Here is a 17305-nt window from a genome sequence, read left to right as displayed (position 1 = left end):
TGATCTAATTGATATTTGGAAAAATAGGATAGCTCGGTTTCTTCTGGTGATGCAGAGGGCAGATGAGAATAGAGCTTGTTGACCACATTTTTGAACCACAGTGGTCTGTAGATTAAGACAAATATCAGGATTGAGTCGGTGACCGGGACCGGGAGTATTTCTAAGCAGCCGATGGTGACTAAAACTAGAAACCACTTGAGGCGCCATAGCAGCGGCGGATTTCTGCGTTTAAAGTGAAATATTTTCTTCATGCTCAACCAGTTTTACCGAGGCGTTATTCAAAGGGAACGTGGCAATCATTAGGCATAAAAAAAGGACCAGGTGTAACCAAAGTCCTTTATTTTTATGGTGCCTCAGACCGGAATCGAACCGGTACGACCTTTCGGTCGCGAGATTTTAAGTCTCGTGCGTCTACCTATTTCGCCACCGAGGCCTTCTTACTGATGAAGTGCGAAGGCCGCGAATTCTATAGCATTGATTAAATTTGTCAATTGAAAAATGGCAAATTAATGTCAGTTTATCCGTTCGCGACGGCAAACCCTAATAGGCCTTAAACCGCTTGTTTAATTCTAACCAAAGCGTTTTCCAGATTGGTCATGCTGGTGGCGATGGATATTCTGATATGGCCCGGACAGCCAAATGCCGAACCCGGCACCAAGGCCACGCCGGCTTTTTCGATTAGGTATTCGGCAAACTCTAGATCGTCGTTGATACCATCCAGTCGACTTAACAGTTTTTCCACATTCGGGAAAACGTAGAAGGTGCCGTCGGTAGGTAAGCATTCAATGCCATCAATGCTGTTCAGTTCGGCAACCACGTAATCGTGGCGCTTTTTAAATTCCACCATCATCGTGTCGATGCAACCTTGGTCGCCGTTCAGCGCTTCTTCCGCTGCCACTTGGGAAATCGACGTGGGGTTAGAAGTGCTTTGCGATTGGATGATGCACATGGCTTCGATCAACGGTGCCGGGCCGGCAGCATAGCCGATCCGCCAACCGGTCATCGAATAAGCTTTGGATACACCGTTTAAAACGATGGTGCGATCATAGAAACCGGGGTGGGCGTTGAGGATGTTGACGAATTCGCCTTTGTTCCAGAGGATCAATTCGTACATGTCGTCGGTTGCGATCAACACCTCAGGAAAATCCAATAACACGTCGCCCAGTGCTTTTAATTCTTCCAGGCTATACGCAGCGCCCGTTGGGTTGGAAGGACTGTTAATGACCAATAGGCGGGTTTTGGGGGTAATCGCGGCGCGCAGTTGTGCCGGGGTGATTTTAAAGTTTTGCGCTTGTCCGGCTTCTAAAATCACCGGGACGCCATCGGCCAGCAGCACCATATCCGGGTAGGACACCCAGTAAGGGGCAGGGATGATGACTTCGTCGCCGGGATTGAGCAGCGCTTGCGCCAGGTTGAAAAAACTTTGTTTGCCGCCGCAGGACACCAGGATTTGATTAGCTTGGTAATCCAAACCGTTATCGCGCTTGAACTTGGCAATGATGGCTTTTTTTAAGCCGGCCGTACCGTCAACGGCGGTGTATTTGGTAAATCCGGAGTTGATGGCTTTAATGGCGGCGGCTTTAATATGCTCCGGCGTATCGAAATCCGGCTCGCCGGCGCCCAGGCCGATAATGTCTTTGCCGGCGGCGCGCATCGCAGCGGCACGGGCGGTAATGGCCAGGGTAGGGGAGGGTTTGACCGCTTTTACGCGGTTAGACAGGTTAATGCTCATGATGCCTCGGTCGAAATTCACTCAAATGGTCGTCATTATACGGCATAACGCTAAAAGCGCCTTATTCCTGAAACGATCTGCTGGCTTTTAAATCGTTAAAAACATCAATTCGAAAATTTTAAGCGTCACTCTTCCGCATAGGCTGCCAAATCGTTCAGTATCGATTGATTTACATTTGGCTCGTCCCGCAGTAGTTTAATTTTGGCGTTGAACTGCTCCAGCGTCAGTCCCCCGGTCGCCAGTGTGCCGTTTAGCTTGTCCCGGCAATATTGCTTCCAGAGTTGGACGTCTTCCATGGATAGGGTATGCGGATAATTCCGGGCGCGATAGCGAAACAGCATTTCCGGCAAACGGACATCGTCGAAATCGGTGTCAAATTCGGATAGCTCGCTGGGTTTGGCTTGCCTGATCCGGGCGATGGCCGCCTTGTCTTTGTTGCTGAAAAAACCGCCACTGTAAATCATCAAATCAGGATCGGTAGGTGAGTCTTGATATTGCCGGGTAAAGACTTGCGACAGCTTTTCCGCTAGAGATGGCGCAGTCTGAATCCGCTGCAAATGGGATAGACACAAGTCCAAGTCGAGTTGCAAGCGTTCGGCATCGGCCGGGCGTATCACCGACAATGGCGCCAACACCGGCGATTTGTTGATATGTACGGTTTTTAAGGGAATTCTGGCAATGCCTTCCGGTAGTGCTTCGGCGGCAACAAACAGCCGCTGTTGAATCTCTTCCGCACTTAACTCAAGCAAAGGTGCCGGATCGACGGAAAGATCGTAAACGATGACTTCGTTGTTATTGCTTGGATGCTGCACTAAGGGCAAAATCACCGCAAGACTATTATTCCGGGCCGAAAAACGGCCGGAGACATGAATTAAGGGCTTAAAGCTGCCGAGTTGCAACAGGTTTAGTGCGGTGTTTTTATAGCGATTGTTCAGTAAATAGTTGAATAGTTTTGGCTGCCGCTCCCTGATTAATTTAGCCATTGCGATGGTTGCATACACATCCGATAACGCATCATGGGCAGCTTCATGGGCGATACCGTTAGCCTTGGTGAGTTCTTCCAATTTAAAGCTGGCAACACCGTCGGCATTAACCGGCCACTCGATGCCTTCAGGCCTTAAGGCTTTGGCGGCGCGCACTACATCGATAATATCCCAGCGCGAGTTGCCGTTTTGCCATTCGCGCGCATAGGGATCGTAAAAATTCCGGTAAAGCAGGTTGCGAGTCACTTCATCGTCGAAACGGATGCTGTTGTAACCGACGCCGCAGGTGCTGGGTTCAGCGAGTTGCCGGTTAATAATGGCGGCAAACGCAGCTTCGCAAACGCCTTTTTCGGCCGCCAATTGCGGGGTAATACCGGTTATCAGGCAGGCTTCCGGGTGTGGCAAGTAATCGTCGGCGGGCTGGCAGTAGGCCATGACGGGCTGGCCGATGATGTTGAAATCCACATCCGTGCGGATGCCGGCAAACTGACAAGGCCGGTCGCGTTGCGGATCGATGCCGAAGGTTTCGTAATCGTGCCAGAAAAAAGTAGCTGTAGTCATTAAATACGTGCGGGTAGGATGGCAGAGTCGGGAAAATTTCCGCAAACATGCTTTTGCGAATACTTGCGGACGGATTTTATTTTATAATCGCCCGCTCCATTTTATGTGTCCATCATAGGAAAGTGTTATGAAAAAAACCTCGTTGCTCGTTTCAACCGTTTTATTTTTGTTCGCCGGTTTTGCCCATGCTCATGGTCCGGTTAGAGCAAAAATGACAGCCACCATCACTGTTGATGCCCCAGCGGCCAAAGTGTGGGATTTGATCAAGAACTACGATGATATGTCTTGGCACCCAGGCATTAAAAGCGTGAAAGGCGACGGCACCAATAACAAAGGCGCTATCCGCGTGTTGACTTTGGCGAACGGTACCATCACAGAAGAATTAAAGGCCTATGACGCAGCGAAATTCTCTTACAAATACAAAATCACCGATATGAGCTCAACCGGCACCATTAAACACGCCGGTCAAGACGAGCCGCTGCCAGTATTGCCTGTGGGTAACTATGCGGCAGAATTGTCCGTGAACGACAAAGGCGGAAAAGCCGAAATCGAGTGGGTGGCCACTTACTACCGTGCCTATGTTAACAACAACCCACCAGCCGAATTGAACGAAGAAACTGCCGATAAAGCGGTTAGCAATGTTTTGAAAACCGGTCTGGAAGCGATTGCTAAAAAAGTAGGCTCAGGTTCCGCCGCGGTTGAGATCGATATTAAACGCTAAGCTTTTGTTATTTGGTTCTCGGTCATTCGCGCCGAGAACCCTCGCCCCCCCATTCCTGTCATTCTCACCATGCGCATCAGATATTCGTTGTTGGCTTTTTCATTGCTCGGTGCATTCGCATCTGGCGTTAGCGCTGATTCGCGCGCTTTTATTACCAATCAGTTGGATAATTCGGTATCTGTTATCGATACCAAAAGCCAACAGGTCGTTGAAACGATCAAAGTGGAAGGTAAGCCGGCTGGCGTTGCGCTGAATCAACCGAAGAAACAGGTATATATCAGCACCCCTGAAGGTGGCGGTTTTGCGGTTTTGGATAGCGAAAAACTTACTAAATTAACCAAGGTTAAGGTCGGCGGCGCTTCGCTAGGGATCACCGCGGACAGAAAGGGCGAGCAGGTATTTGTCGCTGATTGGTATGAAAATTCGGTGACGGTTTTTGATACCAAAAATTTCGCGAAAATTAAAACGCTTACGGTCGGCAAATCGCCGTCCGGCATGACCGTTAGTCCGGATAATCGCTGGCTGTATGTTGCCAATCGTATCGACGATTCGATTTCGCAAATCGATTTAAGCAAACTGACTATCCGCAATACCACCAAAGTCGGCGCGCATCCGTTTGGCATAGCGGTGGATAGTCAGGGTAAGCGTTTGTATTCCGCTAATGTGGAAAGTGACAATGTGACCGTTTTGGACGCCCGCAGTCTAAAGCGTTTGGCTACCATCAAGGTTGGCGCCAGGCCGTATGCGGTTGCACTGGCGTTGAACGATAGCCTGCTGTTTGTTACTAATCAGGACGATAGCACCGTATCGGTCGTTGATACCACCACATATAAGCAAATTGACGTGGTCGCAGTCGGCGATAAGCCGGAAGGCATCAGCACGCATCCGGACGACCAGAACGTCTATGTTGCCAACTGGTTTGACAATAATGTGTCCGTCATCGACGCCAAAACTTTAAAAGTAGTAAACACGATTAAAACGGGGGAGGGCAGTCGTGCTTTTGGCGAGTTCATTGCACGCTAGGCGATTCGGCATTTTGATGGCCGCGCATGTATGGTAGACTGCGCGCCGTTGTTAACCTCATTGAGAAATATATGGCTGAAACCGTTGAAGATTTAACCATTAGTTACGAAGACGGCGGCGTTGAAACTGTCAAGGAACTGGACAAAAAAATCCTGAGCAAGGGCGCTTGGGCGACGGTTATTTACCGTTATCAGGATTGGGAACCGGCTAAAAATCAATATAGCCAAGATAGATTTAGTATTCGCCGCTATCAAAAACGTAACGGCGAATATCAGCAAAAATCCAAATTCAATATTTCCAGCGAAAAACAAGCGCAAGAGTTAATCGACGCGCTACAGGGTTGGTTGGCGGAAGCCAAATAAACCGCTTCAGTTTAGCGAGGCGTTTGTTTAATAAGCCTCGCTATACTAATCCACCCATTCATAGATCTCTGTCAAAGCCGGATCACATTTGCAGCAGCTGGTGCCGCAGGAAGCGCCGACAGGACTTAATCGTACTTTGCCTTTGTTGATCCACTTGCCAAGCATGCCGCGCAAGGCGTCTGCATCCATATGAAAATGCAACACAAGATCGCTCAAGGTTACCCGGCGTTTTTCCTGCAAATAACTGCGCAAATCGGACAATATCATTGCGGGACTCCGCTGGTTTGGCGCACGCCATAAAAACGCAGTGTGAACAGAACGCCAGCAAAGATCAGCGTTAAAGCCAATATCCAGCCAATAGCGGAATGCGGATGTTGTGCATAGGTCATGCCTTGATAGAAGAGGGTGGCGGTCAAGTAAGCCACAAAAGTCGTCCAGCACACCACGAATAAAGCCCAGCTGCCGTTGGTTTCTTTGTATATTGCCGCAGTGGCGGCTACGCAGGGCGCATACAGTAAAATGAACAATAAGTAGGCAAACGCGCCGATTTGGCCGTCGAAATGCGCCTGCATGACGCCGAAGGTATCGAGTTTGACTTGCTGCTGTTCCGCTGCCGCAGCCTGATCGGAGATATTGGCGATACCCAATCCCAATGGGTCCAGCAGCTTGTCGGCAATGGCCGTCAGGTTGTCCGGTACCGTTTGACAAGCCTCTAACAAGGCTTGCCGTAAATCAAAGCTTTTTTCTTCTTCGGCATGATCGGAAACGGCCATTTGACTGTACAACGCATCCAACGTTCCGACTACGGCTTCCTTAGCCAACACGCCGGTAAAGATGCCGACGGTCGCCGGCCAGTTATCGTGGGCGATACCCATGGGCTGGAATACCGGCGTCAAAGCACGGCCGATTTCGCTTAGTACTGATTTATCGCTATTTTCCTGTCCGAAACTACCGTCCGTACCCAAAGAATTTAATACATTTAACACCAGCACCATAGGCACGATGACTTTGCCGGCGTTGAAGATAAAGGTTTTCAAGCGCTCCCAAGTTTTGGTGTAGACACCTTGCAAAGTGGGCAAATGGTATGCGGGTAGTTCCATCAAAAAAGGAGTAGGGGAGCCGCGCAACAAGGTGTGACGCATGATTAAACCGGTCAATACTGCCACCACAATGCCGAATAAATATAAACCAAACACCAGGTTCTGGCCGCCTACCGGGAAAAAGGCGGCAGCAAACAAGGCATAAACGGGCAGGCGGGCACCGCAGGACATGAACGGATTCATCAAATTGGTCAATACCCGGTCACGCTGATTATCCAGCGTGCGGGTCGCGATAATGGCCGGTACATTGCAGCCAAAACCGACGATCATCGGCACAAACGATTTGCCGGGCAGGCCGATGATGCACATGAACCGGTCCATTACAAATGCAGCTCTGGACATGTAGCCGGAATCTTCCAGCATCGATAAAAATATGAATAAAAAGCCGACAATGGGGATAAAGGTAGACACCACTTGAATACCGCCGCCGATGCCGCTGCTGATCAACACCACCAGCCAAGCAGGCCAATTCATGCCAGTTAATAGTTCGCTTAAACCGTCCACCAGTAACGCACCGACCGCTTTGTCGAAAAAGTCAACGAAAGCACTGCCGATGTTGATGGTAAACATGAACATGGCATACATGACCAACAAGAAAATCGGAATCCCCAAAAATCGATTTAACACCACGCTGTCGATTTTATCGGTGGTGCTGCGGGAAACCTCGTTAAGTTTGCAGACGCTGGTTTGTACCAGTTGATTAACCAAACCGTAGCGCGCGTCGGCCGCGAGTATGTCGATTTCATCTTGAGTTTGCGCTTCGATATCCGCGCGCAATTGTTCGGCAATTTTTTGTAGTTCAGGGCCGGCAAGTTGTTTTGCCAAGGTATCATTTTCAAGTAAGCGCAAGGCAAGCCAGCGGCTGTCACAAACTAAATCGACAGATTGCTGAGCCAATAGAGGCTGTAATTGACTGACGGCTTGTTCTATAGCTGGATGGTAATTGACTTGTAATGCGGGAATTGGCTTGCTGAGGCAGGCTTTATTGATAAGGTCGCGTAATTCCTTAATACCGGCACCAGTTGCCGCGGTGACCGGCACAACCGGGCAAGCCATTTGCTTGGCAAGCAGTTCGTTGTCGATCTTGATGCCGCGTTTTTTTACCGCATCCATCATGTTCAATACCAAAATCATCGGCACTCGCATTTCTATCAATTGCGAGGTTAGATATAGGTTTCGTTCTATATTGGAGGCATCGACGATGTTAATGATTAAATCAGCTTGGCGGGAGGCGACGTAATCGCGCGCAACTTTTTCGTCAAGGGAGATACTGTCGTCGTCGGCTTCTAGTGAATAAGTGCCGGGTAGATCGACCAGGCTTATCTGTTTGCCTTGGTGCACGTATTCGCCGGTTTTTTGTTCAACAGTCACACCAGGCCAGTTGCCGACGTGTTGCCTGGAGCCGGTCAGTGCATTGAACAGTGTGGTTTTTCCGCAATTTGGGTTACCAACCACGCCAACAGTAAAATCCATACTCATATTTTTTCTATAAGTAAGACGGAAGCCTCGTTTTTACGCAGCGACAACGAAAAGCCGCGAATTTTGATTTCAACCGGATCGCCCATCGGTGCAAATCGCGTAATTGTAAATTCAGTGCCTGGCGTTAAACCCATGGCCAACAACTTCTTGCGATAAACGCCACCCGATTGATCAAATCCAACTATACGGCCTGTATCGCCAGTCGCCAGCGCTTTAAGATATGTCGACATGCAAACTAATTAATAATTGTTCTCATTAAATTGCAATATAGCACATCATCCCAAAGGGATGACAATATTAGTTTACCGAATAACTACAGATTTCAGTAAATTCGCATAATGTATATTATGTCAAATTATATGGATTGCAAAAATACGCTTTTCGATCATTGGCGAGCATTGTTCCGGTTTAAGTACAGTATCCAACCAATGCGACAATGCCAAATTTTATCGGTAATTCGCTATTTTTGAATTGCGCAAGCATACACTACACTAATCCAGGAATTTCCACGCCGTTCTGGTAGCGCGGAAACACGTTCTGGTCAACAAAGGAGTTAGCGCATGACGACACTGGAAACAGCTTTACCAGCGGTTATCTCGCCACTGAGCGAAGAAGAACTAAAAGGCATCAACGCCTATTGGCGAGCCTGCAATTATTTAGCGGCCGGCATGATTTATCTGCGCGATAACCCCTTATTAAAAGAACCGCTGAAACCGGACCACATCAAAAACCGACTGCTCGGCCACTGGGGTTCCAGTCCCGGTTTGAGTTTTATCTACGTCCATCTCAACCGGCTGATCAAACAATACGACCTTAACGCGATATTTCTGGCTGGCCCCGGTCATGGTGCGCCGGGGGTATTGGCGCCTGTGTATTTGGAAGGCACTTACGCGGAAATCTACCCAAACAAAGGCGAAGACGAAGACGGCCTACTGCAGTTTTTTAAAGAATTTTCGTTCCCTGGTGGCATCGGCAGCCACTGCACCCCGGAGACGCCGGGTTCTATCCATGAAGGCGGCGAGTTGGGTTACAGCATTTCCCATGCCTACGGCGCCGCTTACGACAATCCGGATTTGCTGGTGGCGGTGGTGGTCGGCGACGGCGAAGCCGAAACCGGGCCGCTCGCTACATCCTGGCATTCGAATAAATTCCTGAATCCGATCCGTGACGGCGCGGTGCTGCCCATCCTGCATCTAAACGGCTACAAGATCAACAATCCGACCTTATTGTCACGGATTCCTCATGAAGAGCTGGAACAACTGTTTCGCGGCTACGGCTATACGCCCTATTTCGTCGAAGGTAGCGATCCCGAAACCATGCATCAGCTGATGGCTGGTGTACTGGAAACTTGCGTGCTGGAGATTCGGCGGATCCAGCAAGAAGCCCGCGCAAGCGGCATCCCTACCCGGCCGCATTGGCCGATGATTATCTTGCGCAGCCCGAAAGGCTGGACCGGGCCGAAAGACGTGGATGGGCATAAAGTGGAAGCCTTCTGGCGTTCCCACCAGGTGCCGTTGGCCGGTGTGAAAGACAATCCGGCGCATATGCAACTCTTGTCTGACTGGCTGCACAGTTACAAACCGGAAGAATTGTTCGATGAGAATGGCAAGCTGATTCCCGAATTAAAAGCCCTGGCTCCACAAAGCAGCCGGCGGATGAGCGCGAACCCACATGCCAACGGTGGCTTATTGCGCAAGGCTTTGCGGATGCCGGACTTTCAAGATTATGCCTTGGGGTTGGACGGCCACGGCAAAGTGTCGGCGGAAAATACCCGGCCGCTGGGCAAGTTTTTGCGCGACATCATGAACGCCAATATGCACAACTTTCGGGTATTCGGTCCCGACGAAAACAGCTCCAACAAACTGGATGATGTTTACAAAGCCAGCAAGAAAACCTGGCTGGCGGATTATCTGCCGGAAGATGCCGACGGCGGCGAACTGGCGACCGATGGCCGGGTGATGGAAATGCTCTCCGAACACACGCTGGAAGGTTGGCTGGAAGGCTATTTATTAACCGGTCGCCACGGCTTTTTTTCGTCGTACGAAGCCTTTGTACATGTCATCGACTCCATGTTCAATCAACACGCCAAATGGCTGGCCATGTCCAAGGCCGTGTCCTGGCGGGCGCCGGTGTCATCATTGAATTTGCTGATTACTTCCACGGTCTGGCGGCAGGATCATAACGGCTTTACGCATCAGGACCCCGGCTTTTTGGACTTGGTTGTCAACAAAAGCCCGTCGGTAACGCGCATCTATTTGCCGCCCGATGTTAACTGCCTGCTGTCTGTTGCCAACCATTGTTTGCAAAGTACCGACTACATTAACGTGATCGTTTGCGACAAACAAAAACATCTGCAATACCTGGATATGGACGCGGCGATCAAACATTGCACCAAGGGCATCGGTATTTGGGAATGGGCCAGTAATGACGATGGTGCCGAGCCCGATCTGGTGATGGCCAGCGCCGGCGACATTCCCACCAAGGAAGCCTTGGCTGCGGTGGTACTGCTGCGCGAGCACTTTCCCCAATTGAAAATACGTTTTATCAACGTGGTGGATTTGTACAAGCTAGTGCCCGCCAGTGAGCATCCGCACGGTCTGTCGGATCGGGATTTCGATAGCCTGTTTACCGTCGACAAACCGGTAATATTTAACTTCCATGGCTATCCCTGGCTAATTCATAGACTGGCCTATCGGCGCCATAACCATAGTAATCTGCATGTGCGCGGCTACAAGGAAAAAGGCAGCATCAACACCCCGCTGGAACTAGCCATTCAAAACGAAACCGACCGTTTCAGCCTGGCAATCGATGCGATAGATCGGATTCCGGCTTTGCAAGTATCCGGCGCCCACGTCAAAGAAAAGCTGCGTGACCGGCAAATCGATTGCCGCAACTACGCTTACGAGCACGGCATAGACCGGCCGGAAGACGACCAATGGCACTGGCCGTATTAAAGTTGACGATAAATTGTGCGGTACAACTGCCGCATGCGCCGAATATGCGCGTCCGCTAACGGTTTATCGCCGTAACGGGCCGCTTCGAACAAACCGGTGATTTCCGCCGCACTGCGCCGCGCATCGCGATGCCGACGACTGATTTGCGCCAGATATTCGCGGGTGTTGGCGGTATCGGCGCGAGGCACGTCGTGCAATGCAAACAAGCGAGACATAGCTCGGTAATACTGGCGGGCAGAGGGTTCGCCACCGGCATGGCGGCCGATCACACCCAAACGCAGATAGTCCCATTGGGTTATTAGCCAAAGTACCCAAGGGATTTCCCGCAACAAAGCTCCGAATGCCAGGAAAATAGCCAATAGAATCAATGCCAGTAAACCCAATAACGCCTCCAGCCAGTGTTCGCGCAGCCATTGTTTCAACCACTCCCACCAGTCGAAAATCACCGCCACAGCCGGTACCAAAGCTTGTTGCGTAGATTCGCTGAGGTCGGCAATGCTGTTGATCGCTGCCGCCTGCCAGGCCGGCATATTGACTCGCTTAGCGGCGGCACGCATGTCCGCCGGGCTCGGCCAACGGCTGCCGGCCTGCCATTGTTGGCCCGTGCCCTCTCCTCCACCCGCAGCTTGTTGTTGCTCGCCACCCGCTTTTTCGGCTGGTTGACCGGAACCGGTTTGGCCGCCGCTGCCGGCTTGTTCGATATCACCGCCGGGATTTTGCAAGCTGACCTGGCCGAAACGCCACTCCAGATAAGGCCAGTTGATTTGCGGCGTTATCAGATAAAGCCCGCCACCGATCAGCGCGATGGCGGCGGTGGCCGCCAAAATGGCCGCGCCCTGCCCTTGGCTGCTGGGCCGGCCCAGACTCAAACGCTGCAGGTCCGCACCGCGCCGCTGAACTTGCTCGGCAACCAGACAAAACACCACCGTCACGATATAAGGCGCTAGATAAAACAACATGGTCCAGTCGGCGCGGTAATGCGAGGCGGCAAACAATACTATCGCCAGCGACACCAACAACCCCAGATTCATCTCGCGCCGGCCGGTGGTGACGCAATTGTAGGAAGCCTGCAACATCGCCAATAGATACAACCCGGCGCGCGGCATACCCCAAATCGGCATAAATACCAATACGAACAGCAAGAAACCGATAAACAACACGGCCTTTTGCCAAACCTTGCCCGCACCCGAAAGCCAGTGGATTTGCCGCCAGCCGACAATGGACGTGCCGCCGAACACGATAGCCCAGAACAGCATTTCCCGCGCAAAGCTGCCGTATTCAATATCCAAAAACGCATTGCAGGCGACGGCCAGCCATTGCGCTAGAAACAATCCCACATAGACTGGAAAACTCAGCGGCGAGGCGGTCATCGGTTAAACAGCGCCGTTAAGTCGTCGCCTCGCCGAACCGTGACGCAATGCGCGCCCAATTCCAGTAAACCGGCGTTCAATGTCCGGTCGCTGGTGTCGCGACGGGGCCAACTGGCGGCGTTTAGAAAGCTGTCACGTTCAAACAATACCGCGAACAAATACACGCCCTTGGCCCGCAGCAAAGCCAGTGCCTGCAGGGTTTCGGGATGGCGATGCGGCGGCTCCGCCAATAACAGCACGACCGTTTCGCCGCGCACGCAATTCAACGCAATCTCGGTCAGCAATTTGGCATACGGCGTGTCGCCGTCGGCCTCCGCGATTGCCAGCGCATCCAGGATGGCTTGAAAATGAAAATCGCCTTTGCCGGACAAAATCCGCAAAGGCTGTGCGGCATCAGCCAACACGCGGCTGTGCATATTCTGGCCACAGGCATAAGCCGCCACGGAGGCGGCGATGCGTATCGCGTATTCCTGGGTACTGTGCTTGCCGCGGCCGATATTGGCGTCCTTGGCCAAATCCAGGGCGATGCAGAGGCATGCCGACGCCAAAGGTTCGAACTCCTTGACCATCAACTCATTCAAGCGCGCCGTAGTCGGCCAATGGATATGCCGAGGATTGTCGCCGCGCCGGTATTCGCGTAGGCCGGAGAATTCCGCCGCACCGGCGCCTTCCGGCAGACAATAACCACCGCGGTGAATTTGGCTGGGTGCGCCGAGCAGCGGCAGCGATAGAATCGGAAAGACCTTCGGATAAATGGTCAGGGTTTGCCGGGAACGATCGGCGCGGCTGCGCGCCTCAGCCAAGCCCAACGGAAAACTGGACGCCAAGCCCATTGGCCCCAGTTTATAAAAGCCGCGCTTTTCGCACAGCAAGGGTACGTCGAAACTACGCGCGCCGCGGCCCGGCACGTAAGCGACGCTGCCCAGCAATTTATCGCCGTCGTTGGCGCCTTGTTCTGCGGCACCCACAAACGGCAAGCGGTCGACCAACTCCACCATGAAACGCGGCAGCCAGCCGCGATTTTGTATGTCGACCCGAAACACGATGGTTTCGCCTTCCAACGCCCGTTGCGGCCCGACCCGCCGCACCGATAAGCGTTGCAGCAACCAACGCGGCCAGAGCATGCCGGTCAATAAGGCGGCACTGAGCAATGCAGCGAGCAGCCAGGGAAGACTCTGTTCGCGGCTGATCGCCGCCAGATACGCGGCCAGCGTAAAGCCGCACAAGATTAAAAATTTCAGCCTGAGCGCCATTGCAGTCTAGCGATCAAACTACCGGCGGTGGCAGCCGGTCGAGAATTTCCGCGAGAATTTCGCCAGCGTTGCGCCCCAGCACCGCGGCCTGCGGTTTGACGATCAGCCGGTGTTCCAAAATAGCCGGCGCGATGATTTTCACCAAATCCGGCGACACGAAATCCCGGCCGCGTAAATAAGCCAAGCCTTGTGCACCGCGCGCCAAGGCCAAGGTACCGCGCGGACTGATACCCAAGCGCAAATCGCTATGCTGGCGGCTGGCGGCGCTGATACCGACCATATACTTAGCCACGTCCATACTAATATGCACCGCCTTGACCTGCGCGCGCGCGGCCAGAATGTCGGCTTCGGACGTGACGGCCGGCAAGCTGTCGATAGGATGAGTCTGGGTTTGCGCCGCCAGTATCCGCATTTCCTGTTCGATATTGGGGTACTCCATCCGCAAGCGCATGAAAAACCGGTCCAATTGTGCTTCGGGCAAGGCGTGGGTGCCGGCCATATCGATTGGGTTTTGGGTGGCCAGCACCATAAACAGCTTGGGCAGTTCATGTGTATACCCGTCCACGCTGACATGAAATTCTTCCATGCATTCCAACAACGCCGATTGCGCGCGCGGTGTGGCTCGGTTGATTTCGTCGGCTAGCAGCAGATGGGTAAATACCGGCCCCGGCCGGAATTCGAAATCGGCGGTTTTTTGATTGTAGATAGCGACACCGGTAATGTCCGACGGTAATAAATCCGAGGTGCATTGCAGGCGTTTCATGTCCACCGCCACCGAACGGGCCAATGCCCTGGCCAACATGGTCTTGCCGGTCCCCGGCACATCCTCCAGCAACACGTGGCCGCGGCACAGCATCGCGACCACGGCCAATTCGATGACCGACCGTTTGCCGATAATGACTTTTTCGACGTTTTCAATTAAAGAAAGCATGGCATCCATTAGCTGAGGATTGTCCTGTTAAAGATATGAGCGGGAAATGGGAGAGCCAAGCTTAGCAGAGCCTGGCCGTTTGTCATTCCGGACTACGAGTTAAGGCGCTTGGCAGTAAATTCGGTATCGGAAAATAGGGCCAACACCGCGAATATCACAATCGCCACCAGCGTCGTGCCCGCAGCGGCGACAGATAAGCCAAAAAACGTCAACCAGGAAACAAAAGCATAATAAATGGCCGGCATGACGGCGTTATAACCAAGCGATAGGCCTATGACTCCGAGCAATAACCAGATCGCAAAATTCAAACCAACGCTAATTCGCGCCAAGTAATAAACCGGTTTAACGATACGCTCCTTACGCTTGCCCAGTCCGAAAAATACCAGGCCATAGAGCACGATCAAAGCCGAACCGTAAACGAACAGTTCCGGGTGCTGGGCCGCCGACGTCGCTTGATCGAATACATAAAGCACGCTTGCATTTATGTTGCTCTGCGCCAGCAGATGGTTTGCCAATGTCCCGGGATTCGCGGACTCCGCAGTGTCGGGAATAAAATCCGGGAAAAAGAAAACGGCTTGTTGCGGCACGATTAACGTCGAATTGGGCAATGCACTCAGCGGATATTTACCGGCCGGTTTGCCATTAACCGACAATATGCCCGCCGCAAAACCGACTTCATCGCCGGGCATACCGACGATTCTGCTGATCTGCATTTTGCCGGCCGCATCGTCAAAGCTGATCAAGCGTCCGGCTGCCAAATCCACTTTAGCGGACATTACCATAAAAGCGTTCTTGGACAACTCCTTGTATAAGGGATTGGCCGATGCCATGCGGCTGATCGGGTGGTACATAACGGTATAAATGATCGGTAAGCCGAAAACGACCACCGCCAGCAGGCTGAGCAGCGTTGGCCCCAATGAAGATCGATTAACGCGCATAGTGATTCGTCCAAGTCAAAAGCCCTAAAGACTAGCACAGCCTGAAAACCGTGCATGTTGGCGACGCGGATAGATGGATGATCGGGTTGGGATGTGCCCAATCTTTGGCATTGCATCAACAACGCAGAGTTAAATTCGATGCAGTGGCTGTTGGCTGAGAAGGTTTGGAAAAGTAAAAATGCTGCTTAGCTGGCAAAGGCTGGAAATTTCCGGAAAAACTAACTTACACTGCGGCGACCAGCCAGCAGGCTTTGTTGCAGTTTGTTGTCGTCTACCCATAAATCGCCGGCCAACAGTTGCGCGATCTGGGCTTTCAAATCCGGATCGCGGTCGGCTTCGAAAAACAAGTTATGGACAATATTGGATTGATAAAAACGTTCGACGAATAATCGCATCGTATTAAAACCCAGCAAGTACTGGTCATCGTCCTCGGTGTGCAGCTCCGGATCGGCTTCCCGCCCGTCGCTTAGCCCAAAATGGACGCGGTCGGCAACCCGGGCGGCGCTGGTGAAGGCTAAAAATACGCCGGACGAAAACACCGGATCGAGGAAGCCAGCCGCATCGCCGCAGCAAGCATAGCGGACGCCGTAGCGGCTTTGGTTGGTGTAACTGAAATCCGCTTCAACTCGCACCGGCGCGAATTGCGCCGCTCCTGTTATCAAACGACTCAGGAGCGGCGATGCCGCCAGATAACGGCGCAACAATTCTTCCGCATCGCAGTCCTTGGGACGCTCTTTCTGTACCACCAAGCCCACGCTCAAACGGCGTCCAGCCAACGGAATGATCCAGATCCAGCCGATGTCTACGACCGGCACGTATATATTGCCGGAACGGAACAATTCATCGGCCTCCTCGCCCGCTTGAATATTCTCGAAGTGGGTATACACCGCAAATTTGCCCAAATTTTCGATACGCTTGATGGCTTTGTCTTTCCTGCCCATTAACGCGCTGCGGCCCGTGGCATCGATCAGATAACGGCAGCAGTATTGGCCTTTATCGGACACGACGTCCACCCCTGCCGGTTGGCAGGCAACGTCCAGTACTTTTTCGTCCTGATGGGTATCGACGCCGTGTTTGCCGGCGTTTTCAAACAGCATCTGATCGAATGGGGCACGTTCGATCTGGTAGGTCTTGCGATTGATTGCCAACGGAAAATACATACGTTGTTCGGTAGCTTCGTCGATGAACACCGCTCCGCTTTTCGATAGGTTGCCAGCGCTCCAATCTATCCCCAAGCGTTCGACGACCGGTTCGCTGAACGGCAGCATGGATTCGCCAATGTGAAAACGCGGATGCCTGCCGCTCTCCAACAGCAAAACCTTGTGGCCATATTGCGCCAGCAAGGTCGCGGCCGTCGAGCCGGCCGGACCGCCACCGACAACGACCACATCATGGTCAAAAGGGTTTTGCTGGTTGTCTATCATCTTTAAAGATTAACGCATTAGTCGTTTGGATAACCGTCTTCGGCTGCATTGTAAATGGCCCGAAACACAGTCCAATGCACGCCACCGATACCGGCACCGGTGTAAGTAATGATGCCTACGCCTTTGTAAAACTCATCGGTGCGCATCACGTCCGGACCGAAATAAAACGGAATCCAGGCTTTGCCGGTTTGGTAAGACTTGGTGTCGGTGGGTTGACCCAGAATTTCATGAACCTGGCCCTGGGTCATGCCCAGCTTGAGTTTGGCGAATGGGCTATTGGCCGGAAAATTACCGTCAATCCGCGATTCCGGGGCGGTGCTTGATTGAGCCGCCGGTGCGCCTGCTTGCGCGGGCGCCTTATTGCTGGATGCGCAGCCGGCGGCCAGCGCTAAAGCGGCGAAGAATGCAAATGTTTTATAGTGCTTCACAGAGATACCTTCCGGTTAGTTTTGTCAGCGGTCAATAGTAGTTCAG

The 17305-nt window shown here is 52.3% G+C and carries 15 protein-coding genes and 1 tRNA gene; 4 read left to right on the top strand and 12 right to left on the bottom strand.

The features are described from left to right. Positions 1–346: 346 nt before the first annotated feature. From JWZ98_RS11805 to sbcB, 3 genes are all read right to left on the bottom strand, one after another. A tRNA-Leu gene (locus JWZ98_RS11805) sits at positions 347–433 on the bottom strand. 117 nt (positions 434–550) lie between these two features. Then, on the bottom strand, positions 551–1732 hold the full coding sequence (locus JWZ98_RS11800) for a pyridoxal phosphate-dependent aminotransferase (RefSeq protein ID WP_205450213.1): 1182 nt from the start codon (positions 1730–1732) through the stop codon (positions 551–553). A 125-nt stretch (positions 1733–1857) separates the two neighbouring features. Then, the gene (sbcB, locus tag JWZ98_RS11795) at positions 1858–3276 is read right to left on the bottom strand and encodes an exodeoxyribonuclease I (RefSeq protein ID WP_101052323.1); all 1419 of its coding nucleotides are present in this window, start codon (positions 3274–3276) and stop codon (positions 1858–1860) included. Positions 3277–3403: 127 nt separating this feature from the next. Between sbcB and JWZ98_RS11790 the strand changes: the two genes are divergently transcribed. The 3 genes from JWZ98_RS11790 to JWZ98_RS11780 all read left to right on the top strand — a co-directional run bounded on the left by JWZ98_RS11790 (position 3404) and on the right by JWZ98_RS11780 (position 5382). Further along, on the top strand, positions 3404–3997 hold the full coding sequence (locus JWZ98_RS11790; RefSeq protein WP_033156245.1) for an SRPBCC family protein: 594 nt from the start codon (positions 3404–3406) through the stop codon (positions 3995–3997). A 69-nt stretch (positions 3998–4066) separates the two neighbouring features. Then, on the top strand, positions 4067–5020 hold the full coding sequence (locus JWZ98_RS11785; RefSeq protein WP_205450212.1) for a beta-propeller fold lactonase family protein: 954 nt from the start codon (positions 4067–4069) through the stop codon (positions 5018–5020). Positions 5021–5091: 71 nt separating this feature from the next. Beyond that, entirely contained in the window at positions 5092–5382 is a 291-nt protein-coding gene (locus tag JWZ98_RS11780) for a hypothetical protein (RefSeq protein ID WP_101052361.1), read from the top strand. A 45-nt stretch (positions 5383–5427) separates the two neighbouring features. On the opposite strand, the gene JWZ98_RS11775 is transcribed toward JWZ98_RS11780, so the two are convergent. The 3 genes from JWZ98_RS11775 to JWZ98_RS11765 are packed head-to-tail and all read right to left on the bottom strand — an operon-like array spanning position 5428 to position 8191. Continuing rightward, positions 5428–5649: a FeoC-like transcriptional regulator gene (locus tag JWZ98_RS11775; protein ID WP_033156247.1), complete on the bottom strand. Its 222-nt coding sequence runs from the start codon at positions 5647–5649 to the stop codon at positions 5428–5430. Then, positions 5646–7961, bottom strand: a complete 2316-nt coding sequence (gene feoB, locus JWZ98_RS11770; protein ID WP_101052321.1) for a Fe(2+) transporter permease subunit FeoB — start codon at positions 7959–7961, stop codon at positions 5646–5648. Before feoB ends, JWZ98_RS11775 begins: the two co-directional genes overlap by 4 nt. After that, positions 7958–8191, bottom strand: coding sequence for a FeoA family protein (locus JWZ98_RS11765; protein WP_033156249.1), 234 nt, complete (start codon positions 8189–8191; stop codon positions 7958–7960). Before JWZ98_RS11765 ends, feoB begins: the two co-directional genes overlap by 4 nt. Before the next feature lie 330 nt (positions 8192–8521). Between JWZ98_RS11765 and JWZ98_RS11760 the strand changes: the two genes are divergently transcribed. Further along, positions 8522–10915 (top strand): phosphoketolase family protein, encoded by a 2394-nt coding sequence (locus JWZ98_RS11760; protein ID WP_205450211.1) that lies wholly within the window; start codon positions 8522–8524, stop codon positions 10913–10915. Here the strand turns inward: JWZ98_RS11760 and JWZ98_RS11755 are convergent. The 6 genes from JWZ98_RS11755 to bamE all read right to left on the bottom strand — a co-directional run bounded on the left by JWZ98_RS11755 (position 10912) and on the right by bamE (position 17259). Beyond that, positions 10912–12285, bottom strand: a complete 1374-nt coding sequence (locus JWZ98_RS11755; RefSeq protein WP_205450210.1) for a DUF4129 domain-containing protein — start codon at positions 12283–12285, stop codon at positions 10912–10914. The genes JWZ98_RS11760 and JWZ98_RS11755 overlap by 4 nt on opposite strands. Then, the gene (locus tag JWZ98_RS11750; protein ID WP_205450209.1) at positions 12282–13538 is read right to left on the bottom strand and encodes a DUF58 domain-containing protein; all 1257 of its coding nucleotides are present in this window, start codon (positions 13536–13538) and stop codon (positions 12282–12284) included. The genes JWZ98_RS11755 and JWZ98_RS11750 overlap by 4 nt, the downstream gene beginning before the upstream one ends. Positions 13539–13551: 13 nt before the next feature. Next, complete coding sequence (locus JWZ98_RS11745) at positions 13552–14469, bottom strand: MoxR family ATPase (RefSeq protein WP_240347948.1); 918 nt, start codon at positions 14467–14469, stop codon at positions 13552–13554. A gap of 92 nt (positions 14470–14561) precedes the next feature. Further along, positions 14562–15407: a S26 family signal peptidase gene (locus JWZ98_RS11740; protein ID WP_205450207.1), complete on the bottom strand. Its 846-nt coding sequence runs from the start codon at positions 15405–15407 to the stop codon at positions 14562–14564. 218 nt (positions 15408–15625) lie between these two features. Then, complete coding sequence (locus JWZ98_RS11735) at positions 15626–16831, bottom strand: NAD(P)/FAD-dependent oxidoreductase (RefSeq protein WP_205450206.1); 1206 nt, start codon at positions 16829–16831, stop codon at positions 15626–15628. Between the two features lie 17 nt (positions 16832–16848). Beyond that, on the bottom strand, positions 16849–17259 hold the full coding sequence (bamE, locus tag JWZ98_RS11730; RefSeq protein WP_205450205.1) for an outer membrane protein assembly factor BamE: 411 nt from the start codon (positions 17257–17259) through the stop codon (positions 16849–16851). Between the last annotated feature and the right edge of the window lie 46 nt (positions 17260–17305).

Source organism: Methylomonas sp. EFPC1 (assembly GCF_016925515.1).
Lineage (GTDB): Bacteria > Pseudomonadota > Gammaproteobacteria > Methylococcales > Methylomonadaceae > Methylomonas > Methylomonas defluvii.
This window is presented reverse-complemented; position numbering and strand designations above follow the sequence as displayed.

Excerpts from the sequence above, each read along its gene's own strand:
- JWZ98_RS11800 (WP_205450213.1), bottom strand. The coding sequence starts at position 1,732 with ATGAGCATTAACCTGTCTAACCGCGTAAAAGCGGTCAAACCCTCCCCT.
- sbcB (WP_101052323.1), bottom strand. The coding sequence starts at position 3,276 with ATGACTACAGCTACTTTTTTCTGGCACGATTACGAAACCTTCGGCATC.
- JWZ98_RS11790 (WP_033156245.1), top strand. The coding sequence starts at position 3,404 with ATGAAAAAAACCTCGTTGCTCGTTTCAACCGTTTTATTTTTGTTCGCC.
- JWZ98_RS11785 (WP_205450212.1), top strand. The coding sequence starts at position 4,067 with ATGCGCATCAGATATTCGTTGTTGGCTTTTTCATTGCTCGGTGCATTC.
- JWZ98_RS11780 (WP_101052361.1), top strand. The coding sequence starts at position 5,092 with ATGGCTGAAACCGTTGAAGATTTAACCATTAGTTACGAAGACGGCGGC.
- JWZ98_RS11775 (WP_033156247.1), bottom strand. The coding sequence starts at position 5,649 with ATGATATTGTCCGATTTGCGCAGTTATTTGCAGGAAAAACGCCGGGTA.
- feoB (WP_101052321.1), bottom strand. The coding sequence starts at position 7,961 with ATGAGTATGGATTTTACTGTTGGCGTGGTTGGTAACCCAAATTGCGGA.
- JWZ98_RS11765 (WP_033156249.1), bottom strand. The coding sequence starts at position 8,191 with ATGTCGACATATCTTAAAGCGCTGGCGACTGGCGATACAGGCCGTATA.
- JWZ98_RS11760 (WP_205450211.1), top strand. The coding sequence starts at position 8,522 with ATGACGACACTGGAAACAGCTTTACCAGCGGTTATCTCGCCACTGAGC.
- JWZ98_RS11755 (WP_205450210.1), bottom strand. The coding sequence starts at position 12,285 with ATGACCGCCTCGCCGCTGAGTTTTCCAGTCTATGTGGGATTGTTTCTA.
- JWZ98_RS11750 (WP_205450209.1), bottom strand. The coding sequence starts at position 13,538 with ATGGCGCTCAGGCTGAAATTTTTAATCTTGTGCGGCTTTACGCTGGCC.
- JWZ98_RS11745 (WP_240347948.1), bottom strand. The coding sequence starts at position 14,469 with ATGCTTTCTTTAATTGAAAACGTCGAAAAAGTCATTATCGGCAAACGG.
- JWZ98_RS11740 (WP_205450207.1), bottom strand. The coding sequence starts at position 15,407 with ATGCGCGTTAATCGATCTTCATTGGGGCCAACGCTGCTCAGCCTGCTG.
- JWZ98_RS11735 (WP_205450206.1), bottom strand. The coding sequence starts at position 16,831 with ATGATAGACAACCAGCAAAACCCTTTTGACCATGATGTGGTCGTTGTC.